The 24,570-nt window shown below is 61.7% G+C and carries 19 protein-coding genes; 11 read left to right on the top strand and 8 right to left on the bottom strand.

Going from position 1 to position 24,570, the window contains the following annotated elements; genetic code table 11:
* The first annotated feature begins 289 nt into the window (after positions 1-289).
* The gene (locus N6L25_RS01070; RefSeq protein ID WP_271977162.1) at positions 290-1,003 is read left to right on the top strand and encodes a hypothetical protein; all 714 of its coding nucleotides are present in this window, start codon (positions 290-292) and stop codon (positions 1,001-1,003) included.
* Between the two features lie 21 nt (positions 1,004-1,024).
* Here the strand turns inward: N6L25_RS01070 and N6L25_RS01065 are convergent, their stop codons facing one another.
* Complete coding sequence (locus N6L25_RS01065; RefSeq protein ID WP_271977160.1) at positions 1,025-3,685, bottom strand: nitrate reductase; 2,661 nt, start codon at positions 3,683-3,685, stop codon at positions 1,025-1,027.
* Positions 3,686-4,100: 415 nt separating this feature from the next.
* Between N6L25_RS01065 and N6L25_RS01060 the strand changes: the two genes are divergently transcribed.
* The 8 genes from N6L25_RS01060 (at position 4,101) to nirD (ending at position 13,988) form a co-directional block, all read left to right on the top strand.
* Positions 4,101-4,736, top strand: coding sequence for an ANTAR domain-containing response regulator (locus tag N6L25_RS01060; RefSeq protein WP_271977157.1), 636 nt, complete (start codon positions 4,101-4,103; stop codon positions 4,734-4,736).
* A gap of 13 nt (positions 4,737-4,749) precedes the next feature.
* Positions 4,750-5,916: an ABC transporter substrate-binding protein gene (locus N6L25_RS01055; RefSeq protein WP_271977155.1), complete on the top strand. Its 1,167-nt coding sequence runs from the start codon at positions 4,750-4,752 to the stop codon at positions 5,914-5,916.
* A gap of 328 nt (positions 5,917-6,244) precedes the next feature.
* On the top strand, positions 6,245-7,603 hold the full coding sequence (locus N6L25_RS01050; RefSeq protein WP_271977154.1) for a CmpA/NrtA family ABC transporter substrate-binding protein: 1,359 nt from the start codon (positions 6,245-6,247) through the stop codon (positions 7,601-7,603).
* Between the two features lie 72 nt (positions 7,604-7,675).
* Positions 7,676-8,623 carry an ABC transporter permease gene (locus N6L25_RS01045; protein WP_442915197.1) on the top strand — a complete coding sequence of 316 codons (948 nt, stop codon included), beginning with the start codon at positions 7,676-7,678 and terminating at the stop codon, positions 8,621-8,623.
* A 33-nt stretch (positions 8,624-8,656) separates the two neighbouring features.
* Complete coding sequence (locus N6L25_RS01040; RefSeq protein WP_271977150.1) at positions 8,657-9,562, top strand: ABC transporter ATP-binding protein; 906 nt, start codon at positions 8,657-8,659, stop codon at positions 9,560-9,562.
* Between the two features lie 282 nt (positions 9,563-9,844).
* Positions 9,845-11,065, top strand: coding sequence for an NAD(P)/FAD-dependent oxidoreductase (locus N6L25_RS01035; protein WP_271977148.1), 1,221 nt, complete (start codon positions 9,845-9,847; stop codon positions 11,063-11,065).
* A 30-nt stretch (positions 11,066-11,095) separates the two neighbouring features.
* The gene (gene nirB, locus N6L25_RS01030) at positions 11,096-13,606 is read left to right on the top strand and encodes a nitrite reductase large subunit NirB (RefSeq protein WP_271977147.1); all 2,511 of its coding nucleotides are present in this window, start codon (positions 11,096-11,098) and stop codon (positions 13,604-13,606) included.
* Between the two features lie 13 nt (positions 13,607-13,619).
* Entirely contained in the window at positions 13,620-13,988 is a 369-nt protein-coding gene (gene nirD / locus N6L25_RS01025) for a nitrite reductase small subunit NirD (protein WP_271977146.1), read from the top strand.
* A 191-nt stretch (positions 13,989-14,179) separates the two neighbouring features.
* Here the strand turns inward: nirD and N6L25_RS01020 are convergent, their stop codons facing one another.
* Entirely contained in the window at positions 14,180-16,462 is a 2,283-nt protein-coding gene (locus N6L25_RS01020) for a molybdopterin-dependent oxidoreductase (RefSeq protein WP_271977142.1), read from the bottom strand.
* A 188-nt stretch (positions 16,463-16,650) separates the two neighbouring features.
* Complete coding sequence (locus N6L25_RS01015) at positions 16,651-17,214, bottom strand: TetR/AcrR family transcriptional regulator (protein WP_271977141.1); 564 nt, start codon at positions 17,212-17,214, stop codon at positions 16,651-16,653.
* A gap of 253 nt (positions 17,215-17,467) precedes the next feature.
* On the opposite strand from N6L25_RS01015, the gene N6L25_RS01010 reads away from it, so the two are divergent.
* A complete protein-coding gene (locus tag N6L25_RS01010) occupies positions 17,468-18,838 on the top strand; it encodes a WS/DGAT/MGAT family O-acyltransferase (RefSeq protein ID WP_271977140.1) in 1,371 nt (456 codons plus the stop codon).
* A gap of 21 nt (positions 18,839-18,859) precedes the next feature.
* Here N6L25_RS01010 and N6L25_RS01005 read toward each other — a convergent pair whose 3' ends face one another.
* Positions 18,860-19,264, bottom strand: coding sequence for an NINE protein (locus N6L25_RS01005; RefSeq protein ID WP_271977138.1), 405 nt, complete (start codon positions 19,262-19,264; stop codon positions 18,860-18,862).
* A gap of 89 nt (positions 19,265-19,353) precedes the next feature.
* Complete coding sequence (locus N6L25_RS01000) at positions 19,354-20,460, bottom strand: AraC family transcriptional regulator (RefSeq protein WP_271977135.1); 1,107 nt, start codon at positions 20,458-20,460, stop codon at positions 19,354-19,356.
* A gap of 310 nt (positions 20,461-20,770) precedes the next feature.
* Between N6L25_RS01000 and N6L25_RS00995 the strand changes: the two genes are divergently transcribed.
* Positions 20,771-21,658: a metal-dependent hydrolase gene (locus N6L25_RS00995; protein WP_271977134.1), complete on the top strand. Its 888-nt coding sequence runs from the start codon at positions 20,771-20,773 to the stop codon at positions 21,656-21,658.
* A gap of 275 nt (positions 21,659-21,933) precedes the next feature.
* On the opposite strand, the gene N6L25_RS00990 is transcribed toward N6L25_RS00995, so the two are convergent.
* From N6L25_RS00990 to N6L25_RS00980, 3 genes are read right to left on the bottom strand one after another with little or no spacing between them, the layout of a single operon-like run.
* On the bottom strand, positions 21,934-22,752 hold the full coding sequence (locus N6L25_RS00990; protein ID WP_271977132.1) for an SDR family NAD(P)-dependent oxidoreductase: 819 nt from the start codon (positions 22,750-22,752) through the stop codon (positions 21,934-21,936).
* The gene (locus N6L25_RS00985; RefSeq protein WP_271977131.1) at positions 22,752-23,657 is read right to left on the bottom strand and encodes an alpha/beta fold hydrolase; all 906 of its coding nucleotides are present in this window, start codon (positions 23,655-23,657) and stop codon (positions 22,752-22,754) included. Before N6L25_RS00985 ends, N6L25_RS00990 begins: the two co-directional genes overlap by 1 nt.
* Positions 23,658-23,669: 12 nt before the next feature.
* Entirely contained in the window at positions 23,670-24,524 is an 855-nt protein-coding gene (locus N6L25_RS00980; protein ID WP_271977129.1) for a M24 family metallopeptidase, read from the bottom strand.
* Positions 24,525-24,570: the final 46 nt, after the last annotated feature.

Below are 24,570 nucleotides of genomic sequence, written 5' to 3'. Positions count from 1 at the left end.
GTCATTCGCGCCGCGGAAGCGCCATTCACCCGAGATCCCGTTAAAATCAGCCTTACTTGCAAATTAACTCCTGGGCGACAATTCAGAAGTTTGCTGGCAGCCGAATTTGACCAGATCGCAGGGACGGTCTCTTCAGGTATTTAAGGGGCTGCGCGGCAGTGGGCTTTATTGCTGCAAAAATCTGCGCCGCTGAGATGTTAGCGGCGAGTCCAGCAACCTATCAGCTGTCTTTTCTGCCCCGACTATCAGTATCATTGCCCCTGTCATCAGCCACTGAAACCGCCCCAACATGCCATCCGGCTCCGATCACGCCATTCTGCTCGGCGAACTGCTCTGCGACGCCACCCATGAGATTCTGTGGGCGTCACACGCCGACGACATTCGCCGACAGCAAGCCAATACCGTCCTGCAATGCCGGGTAGGCCCGGGTCGCGCTACCTACCACCGTTTCGATCCCCGCCATCAGCATCACCTGATCACTTACGGTGCCCGCATGGTGGCGGCGAAGCAGCACCCGGAGCACGCCGTGGGCTGGCTGTCCAGCCGGGAAATCCAGCAACACCGTTATTTCGAGGGTGAGCTGTCGACCTTGAACCTGCTGGCGCACACCTGCTGTCACGAATTCGCCCACCTGCTGCAGCAGGTGGCGGGCAAGCGTTATCGGGGCTCGGTGCACAACCGGCATTTCTATCGGCTATTGGACGACTTGCATCGCCAGGGCGGGGCTGATCAGGTCAGGGGGTATCTGCAGGAAGGCGCCCGGCGCCGGGGGCTGGCGCTGTCGGCGACGGCGTTCCCGCCCGTGGCGGCGCCCGCCCCGGTCACACTCTGGCAGGTGGGTGACCGAGTCAGCTTTGGCGAGCCGCCGCGGCTCAAACGGGGGCAGGTAGTGAAGGTGAATCGCAAGACCTGCACCGTGGCCTGTGTGTCAGGCACGGCGCGCTACCGGGTTCCGATGCAGATGTTGCGACGGGAGCAAAGCCGCCAAGACGACTCGTGTTAAGGGACATTGTGCCCCTTAACATCAGGACGTCACCTTGACCTCTACCGCATTGGCCACCAGCTCCTTCAGCTCCGGCAGGCAGGAGCCGCAGTTGGTACCACAGCGCAAGCGTTTACCCAGCTCGTCGACGCTGGCGGCGCCGGCGGCGATCGCCGCCTCAATCTGACGCTCACCGACCTGGAAACAGCTGCACACAATGGCACCGATATCCTCGGCTTCCGCATCCCGTGCCGCCAGCAACGCCCGCCGATCCCGCTCGGACAGGGTGTCACTGGCAAAACAGGTTTCCAGCCAGGCCAGATCCGGCAGCCGGCTCACGTCCCGGTCCACCAGAATCAGCGCCTCGAGGCGGCCGTCCACAATCCGCGCCGCCCGGAACATGCCCTGGGCCGGATCGTTCATCACCAACTGGGGCGCACCGCCGAGCCAGTAGTCCGCCCGCTCCGCCCAGTCCTCATCCGAGGTGCCCGCCAGCCACCAGCTGTCGCAGTCCGCCATCGGCACGTAGGTCCAGTAATCGGCGCGCCAGCGGCGGGGGCGATTCTGCCGCACCAGCAGGCGGGCGTGCCACTTGGTCTTCAGCGGCTGAATCGAGGCAACGCCGTGCTTGGACTCGGGCTGACCGGACACCGGGTCGGTGACCCGGTCGGTAAGCGCCGAGGCCAGACCTGCCGAGCTGAATTGCTGATTCCAGTGGATCGGCACGAATACCTCGCCAACCCGCTGCTGGGGACAGCTGCGCACCTTGCCGACGTAACGCTGATCGCCATTGTGAAGGCTCGCCAGGCCCTGATCCTGCAGGCCGTAGCGAGCCATGTCATCGGGATGCACCTCGATGAACGGCTCGCCCCGGTGCTGCAGCAAGCGTGGCGATTTCGCGGTCCGGGTCATGGTGTGCCACTGATCACGGATACGACCGGTGTTAACCACCAGAGGCGCCTCGGCCGTGGGCTGACACACCGGCAGCACGGTATGGATCGGCACAAACCGCCCCCGACCATTGGCGGTGCAATAGTGGCCATCGCCAAACAGCCGCGCCTGGCCCGCTAACGCACCCGGCAATACCGGCCACTGCACCGGGGACAGCTGATCGTATTCTTCATTGCTCAACGTGGTCAGTCCGGCCAGATTGAAAATGCGCTGACCGTCATTGCGAAACGCCGACAACGCCGCGTGCTCCCGGAACACATCCGCCGGGCCGGCGTACTTGAAGGCTTCACCGAAACCCAGCGCCTTGGCCACCTCGGTCATGATCCACCAGTCAGGGCGCACCTCTCCGGGCAGGGGCAGGAACTGGCGCTGACGGGAAATCCGCCGCTCCGAATTGGTCACGGTGCCGTCCTTTTCGCCCCAGCCCGCCGCCGGCAGTAGGATGTCGGCAAACTCGGTGGTGTCGGTGCTGGCCATGCAGTCGGAGACAATCACCGTCGGGCAGCGCTGCAACGCCTCGCGCACCCGAGCGGTATCGGGAAGGCTGACCGCCGGGTTGGTCGCCATCACCCACAACACCTTGATCTTGCCGTCATGGATGGCGTCGAACAGCTGCACCGCCTTGTGACCGGGGCCATCGGCCACCTGTTCGCATTGCCAGAATTCCGCCACCAGCTCCCGGGCGCCTGGGGTCTGGTAATCCATGTGCGCAGCCAGGGTGTTGGCCAGGCCGCCGACTTCCCGCCCACCCATGGCATTGGGCTGACCGGTGAGGGAGAGCGGGCTGGCGCCCGGCCTGCCCACCCGACCGGTGGCCAGATGACAGTTGATGATGGCGTTACCCTTGTCGGTACCGGCCACCGACTGATTGGCGCCCTGGGAAAAACCGGTGACCGTACGGGGGGTAGCCTGGTACCAACGATAGAAACGGGTTACCGCTTCCTCCGGCAGGTCGCACTGGCTGGCCACCGCGGCCACATCCGGCGCTGCGGCACGGGCCGCCGCCAAGGCGTCGTCGAAGCCTTCGCAGTGCTCGGCAATGTAGTCCGCGTCGAGGCCGCCCTGATCCGCCAGCCACACCAGCAAGCCGTTGAACAGCACGGTATCGGTGCCGGGACGCAGGCGCAGGTGCAGATCCGCCAGCTCAGAGGTCGCGGTCTCCCGCGGGTCGATCACCACCACCCGGCGGCCATCCCGAGCCGCCGCTTTCATGCGCTGGTACAGTACCGGATGGTTCCAGGCGGCATTGCTGCCCACCAGCACCAGCAGATCCGCCAGTTCCAGGTCCTCGTAACAGGCCGGTACCGCATCGGCACCGAAGGCGCGTTTATGGGCAGCGACCGCGGAAGACATGCACAGCCGGGAGTTGGTATCGACGTGGGGGGTTCCGATGAAGCCCTTGGCCAACTTGTTGGCCACGTAATAGTCCTCGGTCAGCAACTGCCCGGACAGATAGAACGCCACGGATTCAGGCCCGTACTGGGCGATGGACTCGCGGATGGCGCGGGCGGTCTCGCCGATGGCCTGGTCCCAGGCTACCTGGCGACCAGCAACCCGCGGCTGCATCAGGCGACCATTGAGGTCGGTGGTCTCATGCAGGTTGGTGCCCTTGACGCACAGACGCCCGAGGTTGGCCGGATGGGCAGTATCACCGCTGACCGTGAGACGGTCCGTGGTATTGGTAACAACACCACAACCAACCCCACAGTAGGGACAGGTGGTGTGGCATGAGGCCGTGTTAGAAGCAGTCACGGTGTCTCCCGAAATTCTCGTCCGACCCATAAAAAAAGCCCGCAGGTTTCGCCACTACCGCGCGCTCGCGGTTGGGGCAAACAGACGGGCTTCGGCGCCGAATCAAAGGTGCATTCAATTCGTTAAGATCTTTGTGCAATAGCAAAGCAATAACAGGGCCACCCCCTGTCAATCAGGGCCTTAGCCCCTACCGAGCCCGCTTTCCCCAGGCCATTACGCACATTTTGGTGCACCCTATCCGTGAATTGCACAGAAACCGGGCACGACGCCCCGCCTCTATTTTGATCAATCTGCGTACAGAATACGCGATATCCTGAATTTCTGCACTTTGAACAGGGTTGGCAAACTATTTGCTCTACTGGATCGCGTCAGCGGTAACACACACGCCAAGTTCAGTTTTCAGAGGAATGCCGTCATGAATGCACAAGACCCACTCCGCATACTCCTTATCGACAAGGACAGCGACCGTGCCAGCCTGGTGAAGCTGGCACTCGAGCAGGAGGGTCACGAGGTTATCAGTCAACGTCCCGACGCCACCGGCCTGACCGCCGCCGTTGCCCGGGACGAGCCGGATATGGTCATCATCGATATGGACCTGCCGGACCGGGATACCCTGGAAAACATGAGCACCATGAACGAGCATGCGCCCCGTCCCATCGTGTTCTGCGCCAACGAGCCCGCCGACCGGGCGACGATCAAGGCCGCCTTGCACGCCGGTGTCAGTGCCTATGTCATGGATGGCCTGCAACCGGACCGGGTACGCTCCATCATCGATTCGGCGGTGGTGCAATTTGAATCCTTCCAGGCCCTGCGTGTGGAGCTGGCCCAGACGCGCTCGGCGCTGGAAGATCGCAAGCTGATCGAACGGGCCAAGGGCCTGATCATGAAGCGCGAAGGCTGTGACGAAGACGCCGCTTACCAGGTCCTGCGCAAATCCGCCATGGATCACAGCGAACGGCTGGCGGTGATCGCCCAGCGAGTCATCGAACTGCTCGCCCCCGAGAACGACCTGGCACTCGCTAACGGTAATGCATTGAAACACGCGTCCTGAGGCCGCCCCCATCATGGCTGCACTGACCCAGTTGCACAAACACCCGGGCTTCCAGATCCGCCTGGGCTTTGTGCCCCTGCTTGACAGTGCTCCGCTGATCATGGCCCAGGAACTGGGTCTATTCGATACCGAAGGACTGCAGGTCGAACTGGTCAGGGAGGGCGCCTGGGCCTCAGTGCGGGACAAGGTCAGTTTCGGCCTCCTCGACGGCGCCCAAATGCTGGCGCCGATGCCGTTGACCATGTCGTTGGCCAGCGGCGGCCCCACCACTGCGGTGGTCACCGGCATGGTGCTAAGCCGCAACGGCAATGGCATCACCCTGGCCAACAAGCTCTATAACCAACTGCTTGCCCGCGGCGCCGAGGCGGACGACCCCATCGCCTCGGCCCACTGCCTGATCGAACTGGCCCGGGAGCGGGGCCGTCCGATTCAACTGGCCTCGGTGGCGCCCTGGTCCAGCCACGATCTGCAACTGCGGGACTGGCTCAATTCCGCCGGCCCGGTGTGTACCGATGACATCCAGATCATCCCGGTGTCCCCCGTCCAGATGCTAGACGCCTTCCGCGCCGGCGCCATTGAAGGCTGCTGCGTCGGCGAACCGTGGAACACCCTGCTGGAGCTCAAAGGGCTGGGCCGGATTCTCCATTCCAGCCACCAGGTCTGGCAAAACGCCCCGGAAAAAGTGCTGGGCATGCGGGCCGACTGGGCGGATCAGCACCCGGCCATCCATTTACGCCTGATTTACGCCCTGCTTGGCGCCTGCCGCTGGCTGGACGAGCCCCGCAACCACCCGGAGCTGCGCCGGGTGCTGGCCCGTCCGGAATACCTGGGCAACCAGATCGACGGCCTCGAACACCATCCGTTCAGCCTGTTTCATCCCAAACTGAACCAACATTTTTTCCGCGATTCCGCCAATTTTCCCTGGCTGTCCCAGGCTCACTGGCTGGCGACCCGGCTCCAACGCCATGGTCAACTGGCCGAGAGCGACCTTGCCGCCCTCAAGTCGGTGGTCAAGCCGGCGCTGTACCGCAAGGCGGCAGACACCTTCGGCATCGACACTCCGCTGATCGACGGCAAGACCGAAGGCCGCCACCGTCGCCCCTTTACCCTGAACGGTCGCCATGGCCCGGTCAGCGTCGCCAGCGACAGCCTGTTGGGCGAACAACTCCACGAATGGTAGCGGCCGCGCTGTAGCGAGCCACCGTCCCAAAACCGCACCTTTCAATCCGCACGACCGCCCGACATTGAGGCAGCACGCTCAACTTCGTGCACCGCTCACCACGAAAACCACCAACCGACCGCAAAAAACAATCCATATCTTATTGTTTATTATCACCTTTTTGTTTTGGCACGGAACCTGCTCTATTAATCACAGCATGCATCGCCGGCCTTGGATCCACCCGGCATTACAACTCGACATCAAGATTGGCAAAGACGCCCGCCCTCCCGCAATCGACCGGAGGTCATGGCGTTTTTTTTGTTTTCTGAGTTCTTCAAAGGAGAAGAAGATGAAGTTGAAGCCGCTATTGGTTGTATTGCTGCTCTGCAGTGGATGGCTGCAATCCGCCCAGGCCGAGATCGGCCCGGCGGAGAAACCGGACCTCAAACTGGGGTTCATCAAACTGACCGACATGGCGCCGCTGGCGGTGGCCTGGGAGCAGGGCTACTTCCTGGATGAAGGCCTGTTCGTGGAATTGGAGGCGCAAGCCAACTGGAAGGTACTGCTGGACCGGGTCATCACCGGTGAACTGGACGGCGCCCACATGCTGGCGGGCCAGCCGCTGGGCGCCACCATCGGCTATGGCACCCAGGCGGACATCATCACCGCCTTCAGCATGGATCTGAACGGAAACGGCATCACCGTCGCCAACGATGTCTGGGATCAGATGCGCGAGCACATCCCCAGCCAGGAAGACGGCAGCCCGATCCACCCGATCAGCGCCCAAGCCCTGAAACCGGTGGTGGACGCCCACCGGGATCGCGGCGAACGTTTTCCGATGGGCATGGTGTTCCCGGTGTCCACCCACAACTACGAGCTACGGTACTGGCTGGCCGCCGGCGGTCTCCATCCGGGCTACTACGCGCCGCAACGGGGCGACACCAGCGGCACCCTGGCGGCGGACGTGCACCTGTCGGTGACCCCGCCACCGCAAATGCCCTCCACCCTGGAAGCCGGCACCATCAAAGGCTACTGCGTGGGCGAGCCCTGGAACCAGCAGGCGGTGTTCAAGGGCATCGGCGTGCCGGTGATCACCGACTACGAGATCTGGCCGAACAACCCCGAGAAGGTGTTTGGCGTCACCGAGGGCTGGGCCGAACAATACCCCAACACCCACCTGCGGCTGCTGCGCGCACTGATTCGCGCCGCCCACTGGCTGGATGAGAACAACAACGCCAACCGCGAGGAAGCGGTGGAGATCCTGGCCCGTCCCAACTACGTCGGCGCCGATGCCAAGGTCATCGCCAACTCCATGACCGGAACCTTCGAGTATGAGAAGGGCGACGTGCGCTCGGTACCGGACTTCAACGTGTTCTTCCGCTACTACGCCACCTACCCGTTCCCGTCCGATGCGATCTGGTATCTGACCCAGATGCGGCGCTGGGGCCAGATCCCCGAGGCCAAACCCGACGGCTGGTACCTGGACATCGCCAAGAAGGTCTATCGCGCCGATATCTACGAGCAGGCGGCCCAGTCCCTGATCGACGACGGCCTGCTCAGCGCCGCGGACTTCCCGGACCTGGGGGCGGAAAACTTCGAACGCCCCCAGCAGGGCGAACTGATCGACGGCGTGCGCTTTACCCCGCACACGCCGAACGCCTACATCGACAGCTTTGCGATCGGCCTCAAAGGCCAGCAAACCCCTTAATCCGAGTGCTTACCGGAGGATGAGATGACGACCATCACCCAGTCTGCCGCAACGGCAGACACCCCACGCTGGATGAGTACCGTAACCGACAAGCTGGCGCCCCAGGCGCTGGCTCGTGCGGGCCAAGCCCTGCTGTTGCCTGCCATCGGCATCGCACTCTTCCTGTTGTTCTGGCAACTGGTTGCGCCCCAGGTCAACACCTCACTGGGCGCCTTCCCGGCACCGTCGGATGTCTGGGAACAGGCCGGGCAGCTGTGGCGGGAACACAGCAACGAGCGCGAACGCGCCGAGCGTTTCGTTACCATGCAGGAGCAGCGCAATGCCCGTATCCTCCAGGACAACCCGGACGCCGAGGTGCGGATCCGGCCCTACCCGGGGGCGCCCACCTTCTTCAGCCAGATCGGCACCAGCCTGATCACCGTGCTGTCCGGGTTCGCTCTGGCCACGGCGATCGCGGTGCCCCTGGGCATCGTGGTGGGCCTCAACCGCCACTTCGCGGCGGCGGTCAATCCGCTGATCCAGGTGTTCAAGCCGGTGTCGCCCCTGGCCTGGCTGCCCCTGGTCACCATGGTGGTGTCCGCCACCTACGTCAGTGACGATCCGATGTTCGAGAAGGCCTTCCTGACCTCGATGATCACCGTCACCCTGTGCAGCCTGTGGCCCACGCTGATCAACACCAGCGTCGGAGTGGCGGCGGTGAATCCAGACCTGCTGAACGTCTCCAAGGTGCTGCGGCTGTCGTTCTGGACCCACACCCGCAAGGTGGTGCTGCCATCCTCGGTGCCGATGATCTTCACCGGGCTGCGGGTGTCCCTGGGCATTGCCTGGATGGTGCTGATCGCGGCGGAGATGCTGGCGCAGAACCCCGGACTCGGCAAGTTCGTCTGGGACGAATTCCAGAACGGCAGCAGCCAGTCGCTGAGCCGGATCATGGTGGCGGTGATCGCCATCGGCTTCATCGGCTTCCTGCTCGACCGGATCATGCTGTTGATCCAGAAAAAGGTCGCCTGGAACCAATAACCGCTGCCTGCAACGAACTGAGAGGAGAGAGCCATGATTAAGCCCCATCTTGAACTGACCGGTGTCGACATGGCGTTCGACACCCCCAACGGCCCGTTCCTGGCGCTGGACAAGGTCAACCTGAAGATCCGCAAGGGTGAGTTTGTCTCGCTGATCGGGCATTCCGGTTGCGGCAAGTCGACCGTGCTGAACATCGTCGCCGGCTTGCTGCAGGCCAGCCGTGGCGGCTGCGTGCTGGACGGTCACGAAGTCAACACCCCGGGCCCGGAACGAGCGGTGGTGTTCCAGAACCACGCCCTGATGCCCTGGCTGACGGTGTACGAAAACGTCGAGCTGGCGGTCCGGCAGGTGTTCCGCAAGTCCATGGGCAGGAAAGAGAAGCGTGACTGGATTCTGCACAACCTCACCCTGGTGAACATGCAGCATGCCCTCGACAAGCGACCGGGCGAGATCTCCGGCGGTATGGCGCAGCGCGTTGGCATTGCCCGTGCCCTGGCCATGAAACCCAGTGTGCTGTTGATGGACGAACCGTTTGGCGCCCTCGATGCGCTGACCCGGGCGCACCTGCAGGATTCGCTGATGACCATCCAGCAGGAGCTGAACAGCACCGTGATCATGATCACCCACGATGTGGACGAGGCGGTGTTGCTGTCCGACCGCATCGTGATGATGACCAACGGTCCGGCCGCCACCGTCGGTGAGGAGCTGACCATCGACCTGCCACGGCCCCGCAACCGGGTCGCCCTGGCGGACGACCCGACCTACGTCCACTACCGGCAGGCGGTGCTGTCCTTCCTCTATGAGAAGCAGACCTTCCCGGGCAAGGGCGACCCCGTCACGTCCATAGCCGAGCCGGCACCATCGGAGGCGGCACCGGCCGCTCCCGCCATCGTCGTCGAATCCACCCCGCTGGAACCGCAACAGCGGGCCATCGCCTGACCGGCCCCAAAATCGAGCCAAAACCCCGCCCCGCCCGCACCCATATGGTGCGGGCGAACCAGGGCGGGGCATTCGCATCTCCCTCCCGGCGCGCCAACATCGATACATCCCCTTGTAATTAAAGGCCAAACAACCTTGGCACGGTTATCGCTTTATCAAACCCAGGATGGGCTTCACCGACTCCGCTCGGTCTGACCATCCATCTTCGTTGTTGGCAATGTTGCCGGACACCCCTCCCGTCTTTGGGCGCGGCGTTCCGGCTTTTTTATCGAGGCGGGAAGCATGACGAATACTTTGGTGATCTGTGGCCATGGCATGGTAGCCCAGCGTTTGCTGGAGCAACTGTGCGCCCAGCCGTCAATGCCGTTTTCCCGCATCGTGGTGCTCAGCGGTGAGGCCGCCCCGGCCTACAACCGCATCCTGTTGTCCTCCATGCTCGCCGGCGATGCCGCAGAAGCCAGCCTGGCCCTGCAAGAGGCGGACTGGTTCGAGCACCATGGTATTGAGCGCCGACAGGGCGATCCGGTGGTACGGATCGACCGCGACGCCCAGCAAGTGATCACCGCCAGCGGTCACCACGAGCACTACGACCAGCTGGTCATTGCCACCGGTTCTCGCTCGACCAGTCTCGGTCTGCCCGGCGAGAACCTGAAAGGAGTGGTGGGCTTTCGCGACCTGCGGGACACCCGCACCCTGATTGAATTGAGCCAGCGTCACCGTCGCGCCGTAGTGGTCGGCGGCGGATTCCTCGGGCTGGAAGCGGCCGAGGGTCTGCGTTGTCGGGGCATGGCGGTCACCGTATTGCACCGGGCCTCGCACCTGCTCAATCGTCAGCTCGACACGGTTGGCGGCAACCTGCTCAAGGACGCCCTGACTGAGCGCGGCCTGACTGTCCGCACCGGCACCGAGCCCATGGCCCTGCTGGGCAACCAGCAGCTGCGGGCGGTACAACTGGCGGACGAGACCCTGATCAGTACCGATCTGGTGGTGATTGCCGCCGGCATCACCCCGAATTCAGAGATTGGCCGCGAGGCCGGACTGGACTGCGATCGCGGCATTCTGGTGAACAACCGGCTACAGACTAGTGATCCCAACATTTTTGCCCTCGGCGAGTGCTGTCAGCTGGGCAAGGAAACCTTCGGTCTGGTGGAGCCGGGCTATGAGCAGGCCGCCATACTGGCGGACGTGCTCTGCCAACCGCAAACCAGTGCGATCTTCGAGCCATCCGTCATCGCCACCCGACTGAAGATCAGCGGTATCCCGATTTTTTCCAGCGGCCAGACCGAACCGGACGAACAGACCGAGTCGGTGGTCTGGCAGGACTATGAAACCAACCGCTATTGCCGGCTGATGATCCGTGACCAACGCCTGACTGGCGCCGTTCTGTTCGGCGAGACCAGCGACGGCCCCTGGTACCACGAGCGCATCCGCCAGGCGGACGATATTACTGAATACCGGGCCAGCTTGGCATTCGGGAAAGATTACTGCAACGCGGCAGCATGAACCCACCGGTCATTGATGAGAGGAAATCCCATGAGCAAGAAGAACCTGATAGTGATCGGCAATGGCATGGTCGGTCACCACTTTCTGGAACAGATCGTCGAGACCGAGGCTGCCGCAGGCTTCAACATCGTGGTATTCGGTGAAGAACCGCTGCTGGCCTACGACCGGGTCCACCTGTCGGAATATTTCGGTGGTTCCACCCACGCCGATCTGGCCATGGGCACCGCTGACTGGTACGCCGAGAAGAACATCGATCTGCACCTGGACGAGCAGGTCACCGAAATCGACCGCGACAACAAGCGCGTGGTAACCCCCAAAGGCAGCTACGACTACGAAGAACTGGTGCTGGCCACCGGCTCCTACCCGTTCGTCCCGCCCATCAAGGGTAACGACCGCCCCAACTGCCTGGTCTACCGGACCCTGGACGACCTCGACCAGATCCGTGCCAGCGCCGAAGGCGGCAAAGTGGGCGTGGTTGTCGGTGGCGGCCTGCTGGGCCTGGAAGCCGCCAACGCCCTCAAGAGCCTGGGCCTGCAGGCCCACGTGGTGGAGTTCGCACCGCGGCTGATGCCGGTTCAGCTGGATGACGACGGCGGCGCGCTGCTGCGTCGCAAGATCGAAGAGCTGGGCGTGCAGGTGCACACCGAGAAGGCCACCACCGCCATCGTCGAAGGGGAAGATTGCCGTCTGCGCATGAACTTCAGCGACGACAGCCACCTGGAAACCGACCTGATCGTGTTCTCCGCCGGTATCCGTCCCCAGGACACCCTGGCCCGCAGCTCCGGCCTGGACGTCGGCGAGCGCGGCGGCATCGTCATCAACAACCAGTGCGCCACCTCCGATGCCAACATTCACGCCATCGGCGAGTGCGCACTGTGGGACCAGCGCATCTTCGGCCTGGTCGCACCCGGCTACACCATGGCCCGGACCCTGGCCGGCGCCCTCAACGGTGACAGCGAGGCCGCCTTCACCGGCGCCGACATGAGCACCAAACTCAAGCTGCTGGGCGTGGATGTGGGCTCCATCGGCGACGCCCATGGCCAGACCCCGGGTGCCCGCAACATCCGTTTCAACGACGAGGCCACCGGCGTTTACCGTCGCATGGTGATCAGCGAGGACGGCAAGACCCTGCTGGGTGCCATCCTGGTGGGCGACAACGGCCCTTACGACACCCTGCTGCAGTATGCCCTCAACGGCATCGAGCTGCCGGCCAGCCCGGAAGCGCTGATCCTGCCGGAATCCGAAGGCGGCGCCCCGGCCCTGGGCCCCGACGCGCTGCCGGATACCGCCTCCATCTGTTCCTGTCACAACGTCACCAAGGGCGACATCTGCGGCGTCATCGATGCCGGCTGCTGCGACCTGGCCGGCGTCAAGGCCGAAACCAAGGCCAGCACCGGTTGTGGTGGCTGTTCCGCACTGCTGAAGAACGTGGTGGATTGCGAGCTGGAGAAGCGGGGCGTGGAAGTCAGCACCGACATCTGCGAGCACTTCCCGTACAGCCGCCAGGAGCTGTTCCATCTGGTCAAGGTCAATGGCGTGCGCACCTTCCGCCAGCTGATCACCGAACACGGTAAGGGCCACGGCTGTGATATCTGTAAGCCGGCGGTCGCCTCGATCCTCGCCACCGTGTGGAACGAGCACATCCTGGCCACCGACCATGTCGCGCTGCAGGACACCAACGACACCTTCATGGCCAACATGCAGAAGAACGGCACTTACTCCATCGTGCCGCGGGTGCCGGGCGGTGAGATCACCCCGGACAAGCTGATCGTGCTGGGCGAGGTGGCCAAGGAATACGACCTGTACACCAAGATCACCGGCGGTCAGCGCATCGACCTGTTCGGTGCCACCCTGAGCGAGTTGCCGGAGATCTGGGAAAAACTGATCGCCGCCGGCTTCGAAACCGGTCACGCCTACGGCAAGTCCCTGCGCACGGTGAAGTCCTGTGTCGGTAGCACCTGGTGCCGTTACGGCGTCCAGGACAGTGTCGGCATGGCGATCCTGCTGGAAGAGCGCTACAAGGGCCTGCGCTCACCGCACAAACTGAAAATGGCGGTATCTGGCTGTACCCGTGAGTGTGCCGAAGCCCAGAGCAAGGACATTGGCGTGATCGCCACCGACAAGGGCTGGAACCTGTACGTCTGCGGTAACGGCGGCATGCGTCCGCGTCACGCCGACCTGTTCGCCACCGACCTCAGCGATGAAGAACTGATCCGCGCCATTGACCGGGTACTGATGTTCTACGTTCGCACGGCCGATCGTCTGCAGCGCACCAGCGTGTGGATGGAAAACCTGGAAGGCGGTCTCGACTACCTCAAGAAAGTCGTGCTGGAAGACAGCCTGGGTATCGGCGAGGAACTGGATGCCCACATGGCAACGGTCATCGACACCTACCAGTGCGAGTGGAAGACCGCGGTGGAAGACCCAGAGAAACGCAAGCGCTTCCGTGAATTCGTCAACGACGAGCGTAAAGATCCGGTACAGCAGTGGACCCAGGAGCGCGATCAGCGCCGCCCTGTAACCGAAGCCGAAACCGCCTAAGGAGGATGACAAGATGAGCACCAAGACCCAATGGCAAGCCGTTTGTAAAGTCGAAGACCTGATCGCGGATTCCGGCATCGCGGTATGGACCCCCGCCGGCCCGGTGGCGATCTTCTACCTGCCGCAACAGATTCCCGCGCTGTTTGCGGTCGGCCACTTCGACCCGTTCAGCAATGCCAACGTGATCGCCCGCGGCATCACCGGCGATCTCGGCGGCGAGCCGGTGGTGGCGTCACCGATCTACAAGCAGCACTTCAGCCTGCGCACCGGCGTCTGCCTGGAAGACGACAGCGTGCGGATCCCCAGCTACTCGGTGCTGCTGGACGGTGACTCGGTGCTGCTGGAAGTGCCGGTGGAAAACCGCAGCGAAGCTGTCGCCTAACCACCGCAACTGCGTTCGGGCCGGCAGCCACATCGGTGGTTGCCGGCCCGGGCCGTTACCTGGCACTTCCTGTTACCCGGCACTTCCTGTTACCTCGAATTTCCCATTTCGCCAGACGTCACGCACACCGTCCGTCACCAGAACGTCCTGCGCCGACCCGGCATAGCGACCGCCACAGCAGCGGAGCCCACCTACTGCTCGCCGGTAGCGCTATCGGCTTTCTCGATCTGTACCGGTACATACTTGTGGAATGGGGTACGTGACAGCGGATCGCAATGGTCGCTGCCCGTCAGCCGGTTCAGTTCCGGCCCGATGGGCGCACTATCCCGGAAACGCATGCCGTAACCGTGGGGCAGGGTCACCATACCGGTGCGCACGCTGTCATCCACCTCAATCACCACCTCGATGCTACCCCAGGCTGACCGGCATCGGGCCTGGTCGCCCGTGGTCAATGCCAGTGCCTCGGCATCGTTCGGATGCATGCGCATGGCACCGTGGGGGTCTACCTTGCGCCAGGCCGGATCACGATAGATCTGGTTGGCGTTGTAGCTGCGGCGCTCTCCCGCCATCAGGATGAACGGGTGATCAGAGCCGGGCAGGGTTTCCGCTTCGAGCTGCCTCAGCTCGGCCAACATCTCCGGTATCGCCAGGTGAATGAAGCCATCCTCGTGGGCGATAAACGACCACAGGTCGCTGAACTGGTGCTCACTGAGCAGCACGCCGGAGCGACCGTTGAGGATGGCCCGGAACAGATTGGCACCGAGTGTCAGGCGATTGCCCCGGTGACCCGCCCGCTTCACCGCGGCGTAGTGCTTCTGGGCGTAGACCATCGCCAAGGGCAACAGTGGCGCGGTGGCGGCGGCTTTGTCGGGTAACGACTTACCCAGGGTACGGTAAACGATGGAAGCGGCGAGAGGGCGCCAGCGACGGTTGCTCGCCAGCGTCACTCCCAGCGCGGCCAGGTAGGCCGGATACAGGCCACGACCCGACTCAAGGCGGGCAATCCGTTCCAGCTTCGGAAATGCCGGCGGCAGTTCGCCCATTTTCTCCAACAGCCGGGTGTAGATTTCCGGCTCCGGCAGGGTGCCTGCCCGGGCCGGGAACAACGGGTGGCGCAGATGGAAGCCGTTGACCGGAAACTCCAGATTGAAGCCGGTGGCCTCCCACTTTTCAAACTGGGACGACGCCGGCAGCACGTAATGGGCCGCACGGGCCGTTTCTGTCATCGCCACATCCACCACCACACTCAGTTCCAGGGCGGCAAAGGCTTTTTCATAGGCGGCGGTGTCGGCCCAAGTCACCAGCGGATTGGCACTGTCCACGAACACCGCCCGCACCCGGTCCTCGCCATTGTGGAGAATCTCGTCCGGCAGGATATTGGGTGGATAGATGCCGGCAATGGGGAACATGCCGTGATGGGCCGTGCGTTTGAGTTTCGGGTTCCGCTCATCGGTATCCCCCAAAATGGGCAGCAGCATGGTATGCAGGTTATTGCCGCCACGAACGCCGAAATTGCCCGTCAGCAGATACAACAGCTTTTCCAGGTAGCCGTTCAGAGTGGTATGCAGGGTCTGCTGAATGCCCAGGTCGATACGCACACAGGCGGTTTTGGCGCTGGCAAAATCCCGCGCCACTTTTTCCAGCTGGTCCAGCGGAACATCCGCTCTGCGGGCGTAGTCCGCCACCGGGATGGTCAGCAGCGCCTGTTCCACCTCCTCGAAACCGAGGCAACGGCGAGCCAGGAAGTCCCGGTCGTGCAGACCTTCACGCACGATGATCGCAAGCATCGCACTGAGCAGGTAACTGTCGGTGCCCGGTCGTAATTGCAGGTGGATATCGGCCAATCTGGCGGTCTCGGAGCGGCGAGGATCCACCACCACCATGGTCCGGTTGGGGTCTTTCTGGATGTGTTTCAGGGTGTCCCGGGCATTGGGAATGCCATGAGCCTGGAACGGGTTGGTGCCGATGAACAGCACGAAGTCGGCGTGTTCGACGTCTTCGGTGGTGTGACAGCGCTGACTGCCGAACAGTCGGCCATTGACCCAGAAATCGCCGGTTTTTTCCTGGCCCAGGGAGTTGTAGCTGAAGCGGCTGTTCATCGCCGCCAACAACTGACGGCTGTATGCCCCGCCAAGATGATTGCCCTGGCCACCGCCACCGAGGAAGGCAAAAGCGTCACCACCATGGTGGTTGCGGATGGCCAGCAGACGTCCGGCAATATCCTCTAACGCCTCGTCCCAGCTCACCGGCTTGAACGAACCGTCCGGCTGGCGTTGCAGCGGGCTGGTCAGACGATCATCCTGATTCTGGTAATGCTCCAGGCGAGCGGCCTTCTGACAGATGTAGCCCTGGGTCAGTGGATGGGATTTGTCGCCGCGGATCTTTTTCAGGTGACTGCCTTCAAGCTCCACGCTCAGGCCGCAGTTGCGGGAACACAGGATACAGGCGGTGGTATCGGTGCGGGTGCTGGACATGACATTCTCCCCGGAAAGATGAGCCGGTCGGCCCTCAGGGTATGCCAACCGTGACTAAACGATCTATTAATAAACGATCATAATGCAATAGTGCGAACATTGCCCATGTCGAGTAGGGCCACCGCACTAGTGTCCGCCTCCATCGCCAGGCTACCCCCAAGGTTGAGTGAGGCAGCGGTGGAAAATGATCAGTCTCGAGTCTGACCCAGCGCCACCTGACGACAAGCCGCCAGCAATTCCTCCTGCAAGGCGGGCGACTGCACCGCCCGACCCAGATTGATGGCACCGGCACCCATGGCAATCACCGCCCAGGCCTTGGCCTCATCACCCACCTGTTCGGTGAGGATGGCGTGCAGTTCCAGTAGACCCGCTTCATAGGCCCTCTTGACCTCGTCATCCGCCCTCGCCACCTCGCTGCTCAGGGACGGTAACGGACAACCGCTGTCGGCTCGCTCCAAGTGCTGGCGACTGAAATACCCTGTCACCAGCGCGTGATAGCTCCGTGGCCGGTCGCCAGTTGCGCTCAACCCCTGAAAACGGTCCCGGGTTTTGCCCAGTTCGTTGGCGATGATCTCGCGGAACAGCTGGACCTTCGATTTGAAATGGCCATAGAAGGCACCGCCAGTGAGCCCCACCGACGCCATCAGCGCATCCACCCCCGTGGTGCCAAAGCCCTGGGTTTTCACCAGGGCACCGGCCGACTCCACCAGCTGTTTATGGATGTGCGCTTTGTGATTGGCTGGGTATCTCATCGCTGCTCCCGCTTAAGGCACCAGTTCGGCTCAGGTTCATTGCATTATACCCGTTCAGTCAACCGTCCATGAATGGCCGTCGGTAGCCACCCCGGAACGATGACCGAGCCGGCCCTCATCGTTGTCGTCGTTGCCACTACCACAACCTGGTGATTCCGGTAGTATCATGCCCAAACTGAAGAGCCGCCGGATCGCGCAGAGACGATTCACTAGCCCACGGCTCCCGATAATAACCATCAATAAGGATATGACATTGAAACTGCTCAGCCCGGCAGACCAGCTGTTCCTATGGCTGGAGAAACGCCAGCAACCGATGCACGTGGGCGGACTGCAACTGTTTTCCTTCCCCGACGACGCGCCAGACGACTACGTGGCGCAGCTGGCCGACCAGCTGCGCCAACAGACCCAGGTCACCCCGCCCTTCGATCAGCGCCTGACCACTCGCCTCGGCCAGAGCTACTGGACCGAGGACACCCAACTGGATCTTGAGCACCACTTCCGCTTCGAGGCGCTACCAACGCCGGGACGGATCCGCGAACTGCTGGCGTTTGTCTCCGCCGAACACAGTCACCAGATGGACCGCGAACGGCCGCTGTGGGAATTTCATCTGATCGAAGGGCTGCAGGACCGTCAGTTTGCGGTCTACAGCAAGATCCACCACTCCCTGGTGGACGGCGTCTCGGCCATGCGCATGGCCCAGCGGATGCTGTCAAACGACCCTGACGACCGCAATATGCCGCCGATCTGGGCCTTGCCGCCACGCACGCGGGCACACCGCCAGCGACCGTCGGTGGTCAACAGCCTGAGTCAGCTGCTGGGTGGGTCCGGTCGCCAGCTCGGCACCGTGCCCACGGTGGCGCGGGAGCTACTGCGTACGGTCAACGAGGCACGCAAGAACCCGGAGTACGACTCCCTGTTCCGCGCCCCTAAGTGCGTGCTCAACCAGAAAGTCACCGGCTCCCGCCGATTTGCGGCGCAGTCCTACTGCCTGCAACGCATCAAGGACGTCGGCGCGGCCTTCGGGGCCACCGTCAACGACGTGGTCATGGCGATGTGCGCCAGCGCCCTGCGGACCTACCTGATGAACCAGGATGCGTTGCCCGACAAGCCACTGGTGGCCATGGTACCGGTATCGCTACGCAAGGATGACAGCACCGAGGGTAATCAGGTGGGCATGATTCTGGCCTCGCTGGGCACCCATCTGGCGGCCCCCGACCAGCGGCTGCGCCACATCCACGATGAGGTCCATGCCGCCAAGCAGCGCTACGCCAGCATGTCCAGTGAGGAGATCATGAATTACACCGCGCTGACCCTGGCCCCTGCCGGCTTCCACCTGCTCACCGGACTGGCCCCCAAGTGGCAGACCTTTAACGTGGTGATTTCCAACGTGCCGGGGCCCGCCGAACCCTGTTACTGGAACGGCGCGAAACTGGAAGGGATGTATCCCGTCTCCATTGCCATGGACCGGATGGCGTTGAACATGACACTGACCAGCTATTGCGACCAGATCGAATTCGGGCTGATTGGCTGCCGGCGGACATTGCCGAGCCTGCAGCGGTTGCTGGACTATCTGGAGGATGGCCTGGCCGAACTGGAACAGGCGGCAGCCATGTCCCCCCGGTAATCCGGGGGGCCGGGGCAAGGGTTACCAGCCGTCTCCGGCCGCGTTCTTGACCGACACCTGGTCGTTCAGGGTCCAAAAGTCGTACAGCACCCCGATCAGGAAAAATCCGCCGGTAAACAGATAGAGGATACCGGTGATCCATTTGCCCAGATACATACGGTGGACACCGAACACCCCCAGGAAGGTCAGCAGCAGCCAGCTGACGTTGTAGCTGGTGGCGCCGCTGCGGAAGCGCAAATCGGCCTGACGATCCATGCTGGGGATCAGGAACAGGTCAACGATCCAGCCAATCAGGAACAGCCCCAGGGTAAAGAACCAGATCGTGCCGGTGACCGGCTTACCGTAGTAGAACCGGTGCGCACCGAGAAAGCCAAAAATCCACAACAGGTAACCAAACAGCTTGCTGTGGGTATCTGTTTGCTGCATGCCACGTCCTCTTTGTGATGGCCGCCCTTCGGCGGATACCGAAGGGGAATGATGGTGAGCCGCTGTGGGCCAGACGCTGTGGGCCGATGTCAGGGCCCCATTTCCGGCGCCGGATCCGGACCGTCCTCGCGGAATTCACTCGCCGACTTGCCGGTCCACTTGCGAAAGGCGCGACTGAAGTTGGACAGATCGGCATAACCCAGTTCGTAGGCGATTTCGCTGATCGACTGATTGGTGTACCGCAGCAGCTGGATGGCGCGGTCCTTGAGCACCGATTCCACCACCTCGCGGTAGGTGGTGTCCTTCTCCGCGAGCCGGCGTTTCAGGGTACGGGACGACACGCAAAAGCGCTCGGCCATGGCTTCCAGTGATGGCAGCGGGCCGGGCATCACATGCAGCATATTGCGGATGGCGAAGGTGATGTCGCCCTGATCCTTGAGCGCCTTCTGCAGTTCGAACTCGCACTGGTCACGGGCCATCTTGGAGGCATCGGCGTCGGCCAGGCGCATGCGGGCCTGCAGCAACGCCTTGGGAAACACGATCATTTCGGCCTTCTGGTCGTACATGACGGTGACCGGGATCTGATCCGCAAATTTGCGGAAATACTCCGGCTCCGGGCCAGTCAGGTGCACCTCGATGCATTCCAGTTTTCCGTCAGCCAGCTCAAATCCCAGCTCGGCGGCGCTTTTGCGGTCAATCAGCTGATCGGTGAGCATCAGCAACATAGTGGCGACGGTTTCCGCCAGGAAATGATACAGATGGGGCACGTCGAACTCGGCCTTGAGCGTCACGATGGCCCGGTCGCTGGTGAGATTCATTCCCATGCTGACGAACGGCGCCCGCAGCTGCAGGTAGCGACGGACGGAATCGAGTGCCTCCGCCAGAGTGGAGCTGGTCAGGGCGGCGAACCCCAGCGTGCCGTGGACGGTGAGCCGCAGCTCCCGCGCCAGCATGAAACTCAGCCCCTGGTGGCCGGCCAGCTTCAGCGCCCGCTCTGCCATCATGATGGCGTCGGTTACAAATACCCGGCTGTCGTTGGCCTTCAGGTCTTCGGCGGTGAAATTGAGACCCTCGAACAACTGGCGTTCATTATGGCCCAGCTTACTGACGGTCTCCGCCAGCACGCGCATATACACCCCCGGAACCAGGAACAGGCCCAGCATCTGGCGTTCTTTTTCAGGGCTAGTGGTTGCCATGACACGTCCTTTAGTAATGATCGGGCGGCTCTCAGCCGCTGCACGCAGGGCTCAAACGGAGGATCGAAAGCCGTTGACTAAGGATGCTACCACGAAGCCATACCCCCCAGCACCGTGGCCGAACCGCCAGTTGCGGTTGTCAACTTAGTCAACTTCCGATCCGTCACCTTCCGACGCCATGGCCCATCCTCCACGACCGACGTCCCGTTCTCGCCTTCATCGATTGGATTGACTGATAGACACTGGTTCCATAACGACAGCACTCAGAACTCAGCACCAATAAAATCTATAAGCACCGGGAGTATCAATAATGCTGACAACAAGCCGCTCCAATAACACCAAGACCCGTACTCCGGGCAACGTGAGCATCAAGCCCCAGCGTATGGGCTTCGAATTTGACGCCAAAACCCCCCGTTACTGGCTCGACAACAGCTATATCCTCAGCCACACCATGAATGCGTTGTCGGTGCTGTTCCCCCAGGGCGAACAGTTCTTTGTCGATTCCGTACGCTACTACCGCGATCAGATCACCGATCCCAAGATGAAGGAAGAGGTACGCGGTTTTATCGGCCAGGAAGCGATGCACTCCCTGGAACACATTAGCATGAACCAGCACGTCCGCGACCAGGGGATGCCGGTTGAGGCATTGGAAAAGCAGCTGAGTGTGATCCTCGGCATTGCCAAGAAGCTGCCCAAGCGCCACCAGCTGGCCATCACCTGCGGTCTGGAACACCTGACCGCCATGATGGCGGACATGCTGCTGGAGCGGGACGACATCCGTGACGACATGCATGAGTCCATGCGCACCATCTGGGTCTGGCACGCGATCGAGGAAACCGAGCACAAGGGGGTCACCTTCGACGTGTTCCAGCAAGTTGGCGGCAGTTACGCCGAGCGCGCCTTCTACCTGGTCTTCGTTACCGCGGCCCTGGGTGTGGTAGCCAGCGCCTTTACCTCCCAGATGATGTTGAAAGACCGCAAGCAGTTCAGCTTCAAGGACGCCGGCAAGGGCCTGTGGCGCATGTGGGGTAAGAACGGTGCTTTCTCCAGCCTGGTCCCAACCTGGTTGGAATACTTCAAGCCGGGCTTCCACCCCTGGGATCACGACAATAGTCAGTTGATCGAGGATTTCAAGGCCCAGGTCAGCGAGCACATCGCACCGGAATACCGTAAAGGCAACCGCCGCGCTCTGAACTGAGCGGGTACAATCTCAACTGGCACACGAGAACTGGGGACGGCACTGCCGTCCCCTTTTTGTTGCTGCGCAAACCAAATTCCGGAACCGCCGAGGACTGCGTTACCGGCTTAGCGACGGTAATCGGTGACCAGGCCAACCACCTTTCGCTCGTCCTATGGTGAGGGCTCCAGAGGTCATTGTCTTCCAGAACGGATTGACGGAGCCCAAGGCCTTAAGGAGCCTCTGATTAACGCTGTTTACAACTGAGGCGAGAGAAAAACGGGGAGGCTGTCCCCTCAGATTGGCGCGTCCAACCGCACAAGACGTTCAATCAGCGATGGCGCCAATCGCTTACCGTAGTACAGCATCCAGGCTTCCGGCGAGACCGGCACCACCGATTTGCGTTTAACCACCGCGCCAAAAATGGCCTTTGCGACTTTTTGCGGGGGGTAGTTTCGACGTTGGTAAAGGCTGGTTGCACTCTTTTGAGCGCGGTCGCCGCTCGCCAATTCACCTTCAAAAACCGTGTTACCGACGATCGCCGTGTTGATGATCCCCGGGCAAATGGTCGCAACATGGAGACCATACTCGGCCAGGTCGGCGCGCAGGGATTCGCTGAACCCGAGCACCGCGAACTTGGACGCGGCATAGACCGGCATCTCCTTGGTACCGGCAAAGGCCAACGCCGAGGCGACGTTGACGATGGAACCTCCATTGCCTTTTTCGACCATTTGCGGCGCAAAGAAATGGCAACCGTGAACAACGCCCATCAGGTTCACATCCAGCACCTTCTCCCAGGTATCCAGGCTGGTTCCCAGAAAACGGCCTGCGGAGCCAATACCGGCGTTATTGATCAACACATCCAACGCCTTATGACGACTATTCACCGTCTCTGCAAGCCGGCTCATGGCTTCCCGCGAGCTAACGTCACACTCGTGAATCTCACTCTCGCCCCCCTCCTGAGCGATCAGGCGGGCAGATTCCTCCAAGCCGTCCCGGTTGATATCAACCAGAATGATGTAGGCCCCATGGCGTGCAAATTCGAGGGCGGTTTCACGACCAATACCGCTGCCGGCTCCAGTAATCAGGATGATTTTGTGGTTCATATTGTCCATTAGTTAATCCTCTTCCGGCCTTCGACCTGGTTAACAAATTGTTTGACGTAGCGATTGAAGTCTTGCGGGTGGCCGTGGTGAGCCCAATGCTTACCCTTGATTCCATGGCACTGCAGGTCGGCTACGTACTCACCATAGAACTCGAACAGCTCATCCGAAATGAACATGTCACCATCCGCGATCAGTAACTGCACCGGTATGTTGATGCTGTTCGGCGCCGGCAATTCCGGAGGCCGCCTGACATTCTGCCGATAAAGATTGATGGAGTTGAGACAAAGGCTCTCCACTTCCGGCTGGCTGGCATTCAAGTAGTCATCCGCTTTGTCGATTCCATTGATACTCAACGCGGTACGCCAGATCGGGCGCCCGAACCGCTTGATCACGAATTCGGGCAACATCGGCAGGTTAAACAGATAGACATACCAGGAAAGCATGGCCTGGCGCAGCGCCTTCGCCATCCGCCTGGGCTCACCCGTCAACAGGTTACGACGCATCCAGTCCAGCATAAGCCGCAGATGGGGGCCGGACATCGAGGTGTAGGAGAGCACCCTGGACGCGTACTTGGCGTCGCTGATAAACGACCAGCCAATCACGGAGCCCCAGTCGTGGGCAACCAGATGAACCTGGCCGGACCCGCCAACCACCGCATTGATCACTGCTTCGATATCCGCCAGCAGGTGCTCAATCAGGTAGGCGTCACGGCGAGCCGACCAGGTGGATTTACCAACCCCCCGCATATCAAACGTGACCACCTGATAGTCTTTCTTCAGGACTCTGACCTGATTTTCCCAGGTTCTGTGGCAGTCGGGAAAACCATGAAGAAACAGAATCGTTGGCTTGTTTTCGTCACCGTGCACCTGGACGTACAGTTCAACATCGAGGCGATTAACCATCAGTTCACGCATACAACCCTTCCCTTAGACCGCGACCGTTTGCTGATTGGATGCAACTGACTGGGCGTTGTGGGGAACACCCTCGTCCAACCAGTACGCGGTGTCCTCGGTGATCACCAGAATTTCCTCCCACTTGGCGCCCACCTGACCATCCTGACTAGCGAGATGGGGCTCAATGGCCCAAGTACCCGGCAGCGGCGGATGATCGGACTCCTTGCGGTCATTCCACAATGGGGACGGCTGGCGCACGAGGCCCTGCAGCACGCCGGGAACCAACCATTGCAACTGGCGGGCGCTGAAGCCAAACAGCGACAGATTGTCATAGCGTGTATTGCGAGTCTTGATCACACGGTGTCCCAGCACTCGCCGCGGATACACCTGATGGGCATTGCGGAAACCGGCCTCGGCGATGATTTCATCAACACCCAGATACACCTGCTTAAAGGTTTCTCCGGCCAGAACGGCTTCCAGAATATAGGAGCGAATTTCCAGCAGCGTCTGCCGCATCCGATCCAATTCGGGATTGACCTTGCCAAAGGAAAACGAATAGCCAATATCCGCCGTGTAGCCCCCGCAGGTCGGCGCGACATCCAGAATGACCGGCATACCCGATTCCAGCTTACGGTCGGTCGGAAAAAAGTGGAAATCCGACCAAAACCCGGTAAACGCAGTACGGTCGCCAAACCAGGCAAATGGTTTGTGCAGGTAGCTGTCGACGCCACGCTCGTCCAAATAGGCCTTGATCAGGCCAGCGGCCTCTTTTTCGGTCATGCCTTCAACGAGTTGTAGCTCGATGGCCTGTACGCATTCATAGGCCAGCTGTTGCACTTCTTTGAAGCGCTCCAGTTCGGCTGAGGTAAAGTTCGCTATTTTCTGCATAACTTGTGCTTCGTCGGTGATTGATTTCTCGAAGATGGGCCGTGAT

This window comes from Marinobacter sp. SS21 (genome assembly GCF_028369065.1).
In the GTDB taxonomy this organism is placed as follows: domain Bacteria; phylum Pseudomonadota; class Gammaproteobacteria; order Pseudomonadales; family Oleiphilaceae; genus Marinobacter.
Note: the sequence above shows the minus strand (reverse complement) of the source record. Positions and strands in the feature narration are given on the sequence as shown.

Bases quoted from the DNA above. Each gene is read 5' to 3' on its own strand.
- N6L25_RS01060 (WP_271977157.1), top strand. From the start codon at position 4,101: ATGAATGCACAAGACCCACTCCGCATACTCCTTATCGACAAGGACAGC.
- N6L25_RS01005 (WP_271977138.1), bottom strand. From the start codon at position 19,264: ATGCAGCAAACAGATACCCACAGCAAGCTGTTTGGTTACCTGTTGTGG.
- N6L25_RS00995 (WP_271977134.1), top strand. From the start codon at position 20,771: ATGCTGACAACAAGCCGCTCCAATAACACCAAGACCCGTACTCCGGGC.
- N6L25_RS01045 (WP_442915197.1), top strand. From the start codon at position 7,676: ATGAGTACCGTAACCGACAAGCTGGCGCCCCAGGCGCTGGCTCGTGCG.
- N6L25_RS01040 (WP_271977150.1), top strand. From the start codon at position 8,657: ATGATTAAGCCCCATCTTGAACTGACCGGTGTCGACATGGCGTTCGAC.
- N6L25_RS01015 (WP_271977141.1), bottom strand. From the start codon at position 17,214: ATGAGATACCCAGCCAATCACAAAGCGCACATCCATAAACAGCTGGTG.
- N6L25_RS01000 (WP_271977135.1), bottom strand. From the start codon at position 20,460: ATGGCAACCACTAGCCCTGAAAAAGAACGCCAGATGCTGGGCCTGTTC.
- N6L25_RS01020 (WP_271977142.1), bottom strand. From the start codon at position 16,462: ATGTCCAGCACCCGCACCGATACCACCGCCTGTATCCTGTGTTCCCGC.
- N6L25_RS00980 (WP_271977129.1), bottom strand. From the start codon at position 24,524: ATGCAGAAAATAGCGAACTTTACCTCAGCCGAACTGGAGCGCTTCAAA.
- N6L25_RS01070 (WP_271977162.1), top strand. From the start codon at position 290: ATGCCATCCGGCTCCGATCACGCCATTCTGCTCGGCGAACTGCTCTGC.
- nirB (WP_271977147.1), top strand. From the start codon at position 11,096: ATGAGCAAGAAGAACCTGATAGTGATCGGCAATGGCATGGTCGGTCAC.
- N6L25_RS01050 (WP_271977154.1), top strand. From the start codon at position 6,245: ATGAAGTTGAAGCCGCTATTGGTTGTATTGCTGCTCTGCAGTGGATGG.
- N6L25_RS00990 (WP_271977132.1), bottom strand. From the start codon at position 22,752: ATGGACAATATGAACCACAAAATCATCCTGATTACTGGAGCCGGCAGC.
- nirD (WP_271977146.1), top strand. From the start codon at position 13,620: ATGAGCACCAAGACCCAATGGCAAGCCGTTTGTAAAGTCGAAGACCTG.
- N6L25_RS01055 (WP_271977155.1), top strand. From the start codon at position 4,750: ATGGCTGCACTGACCCAGTTGCACAAACACCCGGGCTTCCAGATCCGC.
- N6L25_RS00985 (WP_271977131.1), bottom strand. From the start codon at position 23,657: ATGCGTGAACTGATGGTTAATCGCCTCGATGTTGAACTGTACGTCCAG.
- N6L25_RS01035 (WP_271977148.1), top strand. From the start codon at position 9,845: ATGACGAATACTTTGGTGATCTGTGGCCATGGCATGGTAGCCCAGCGT.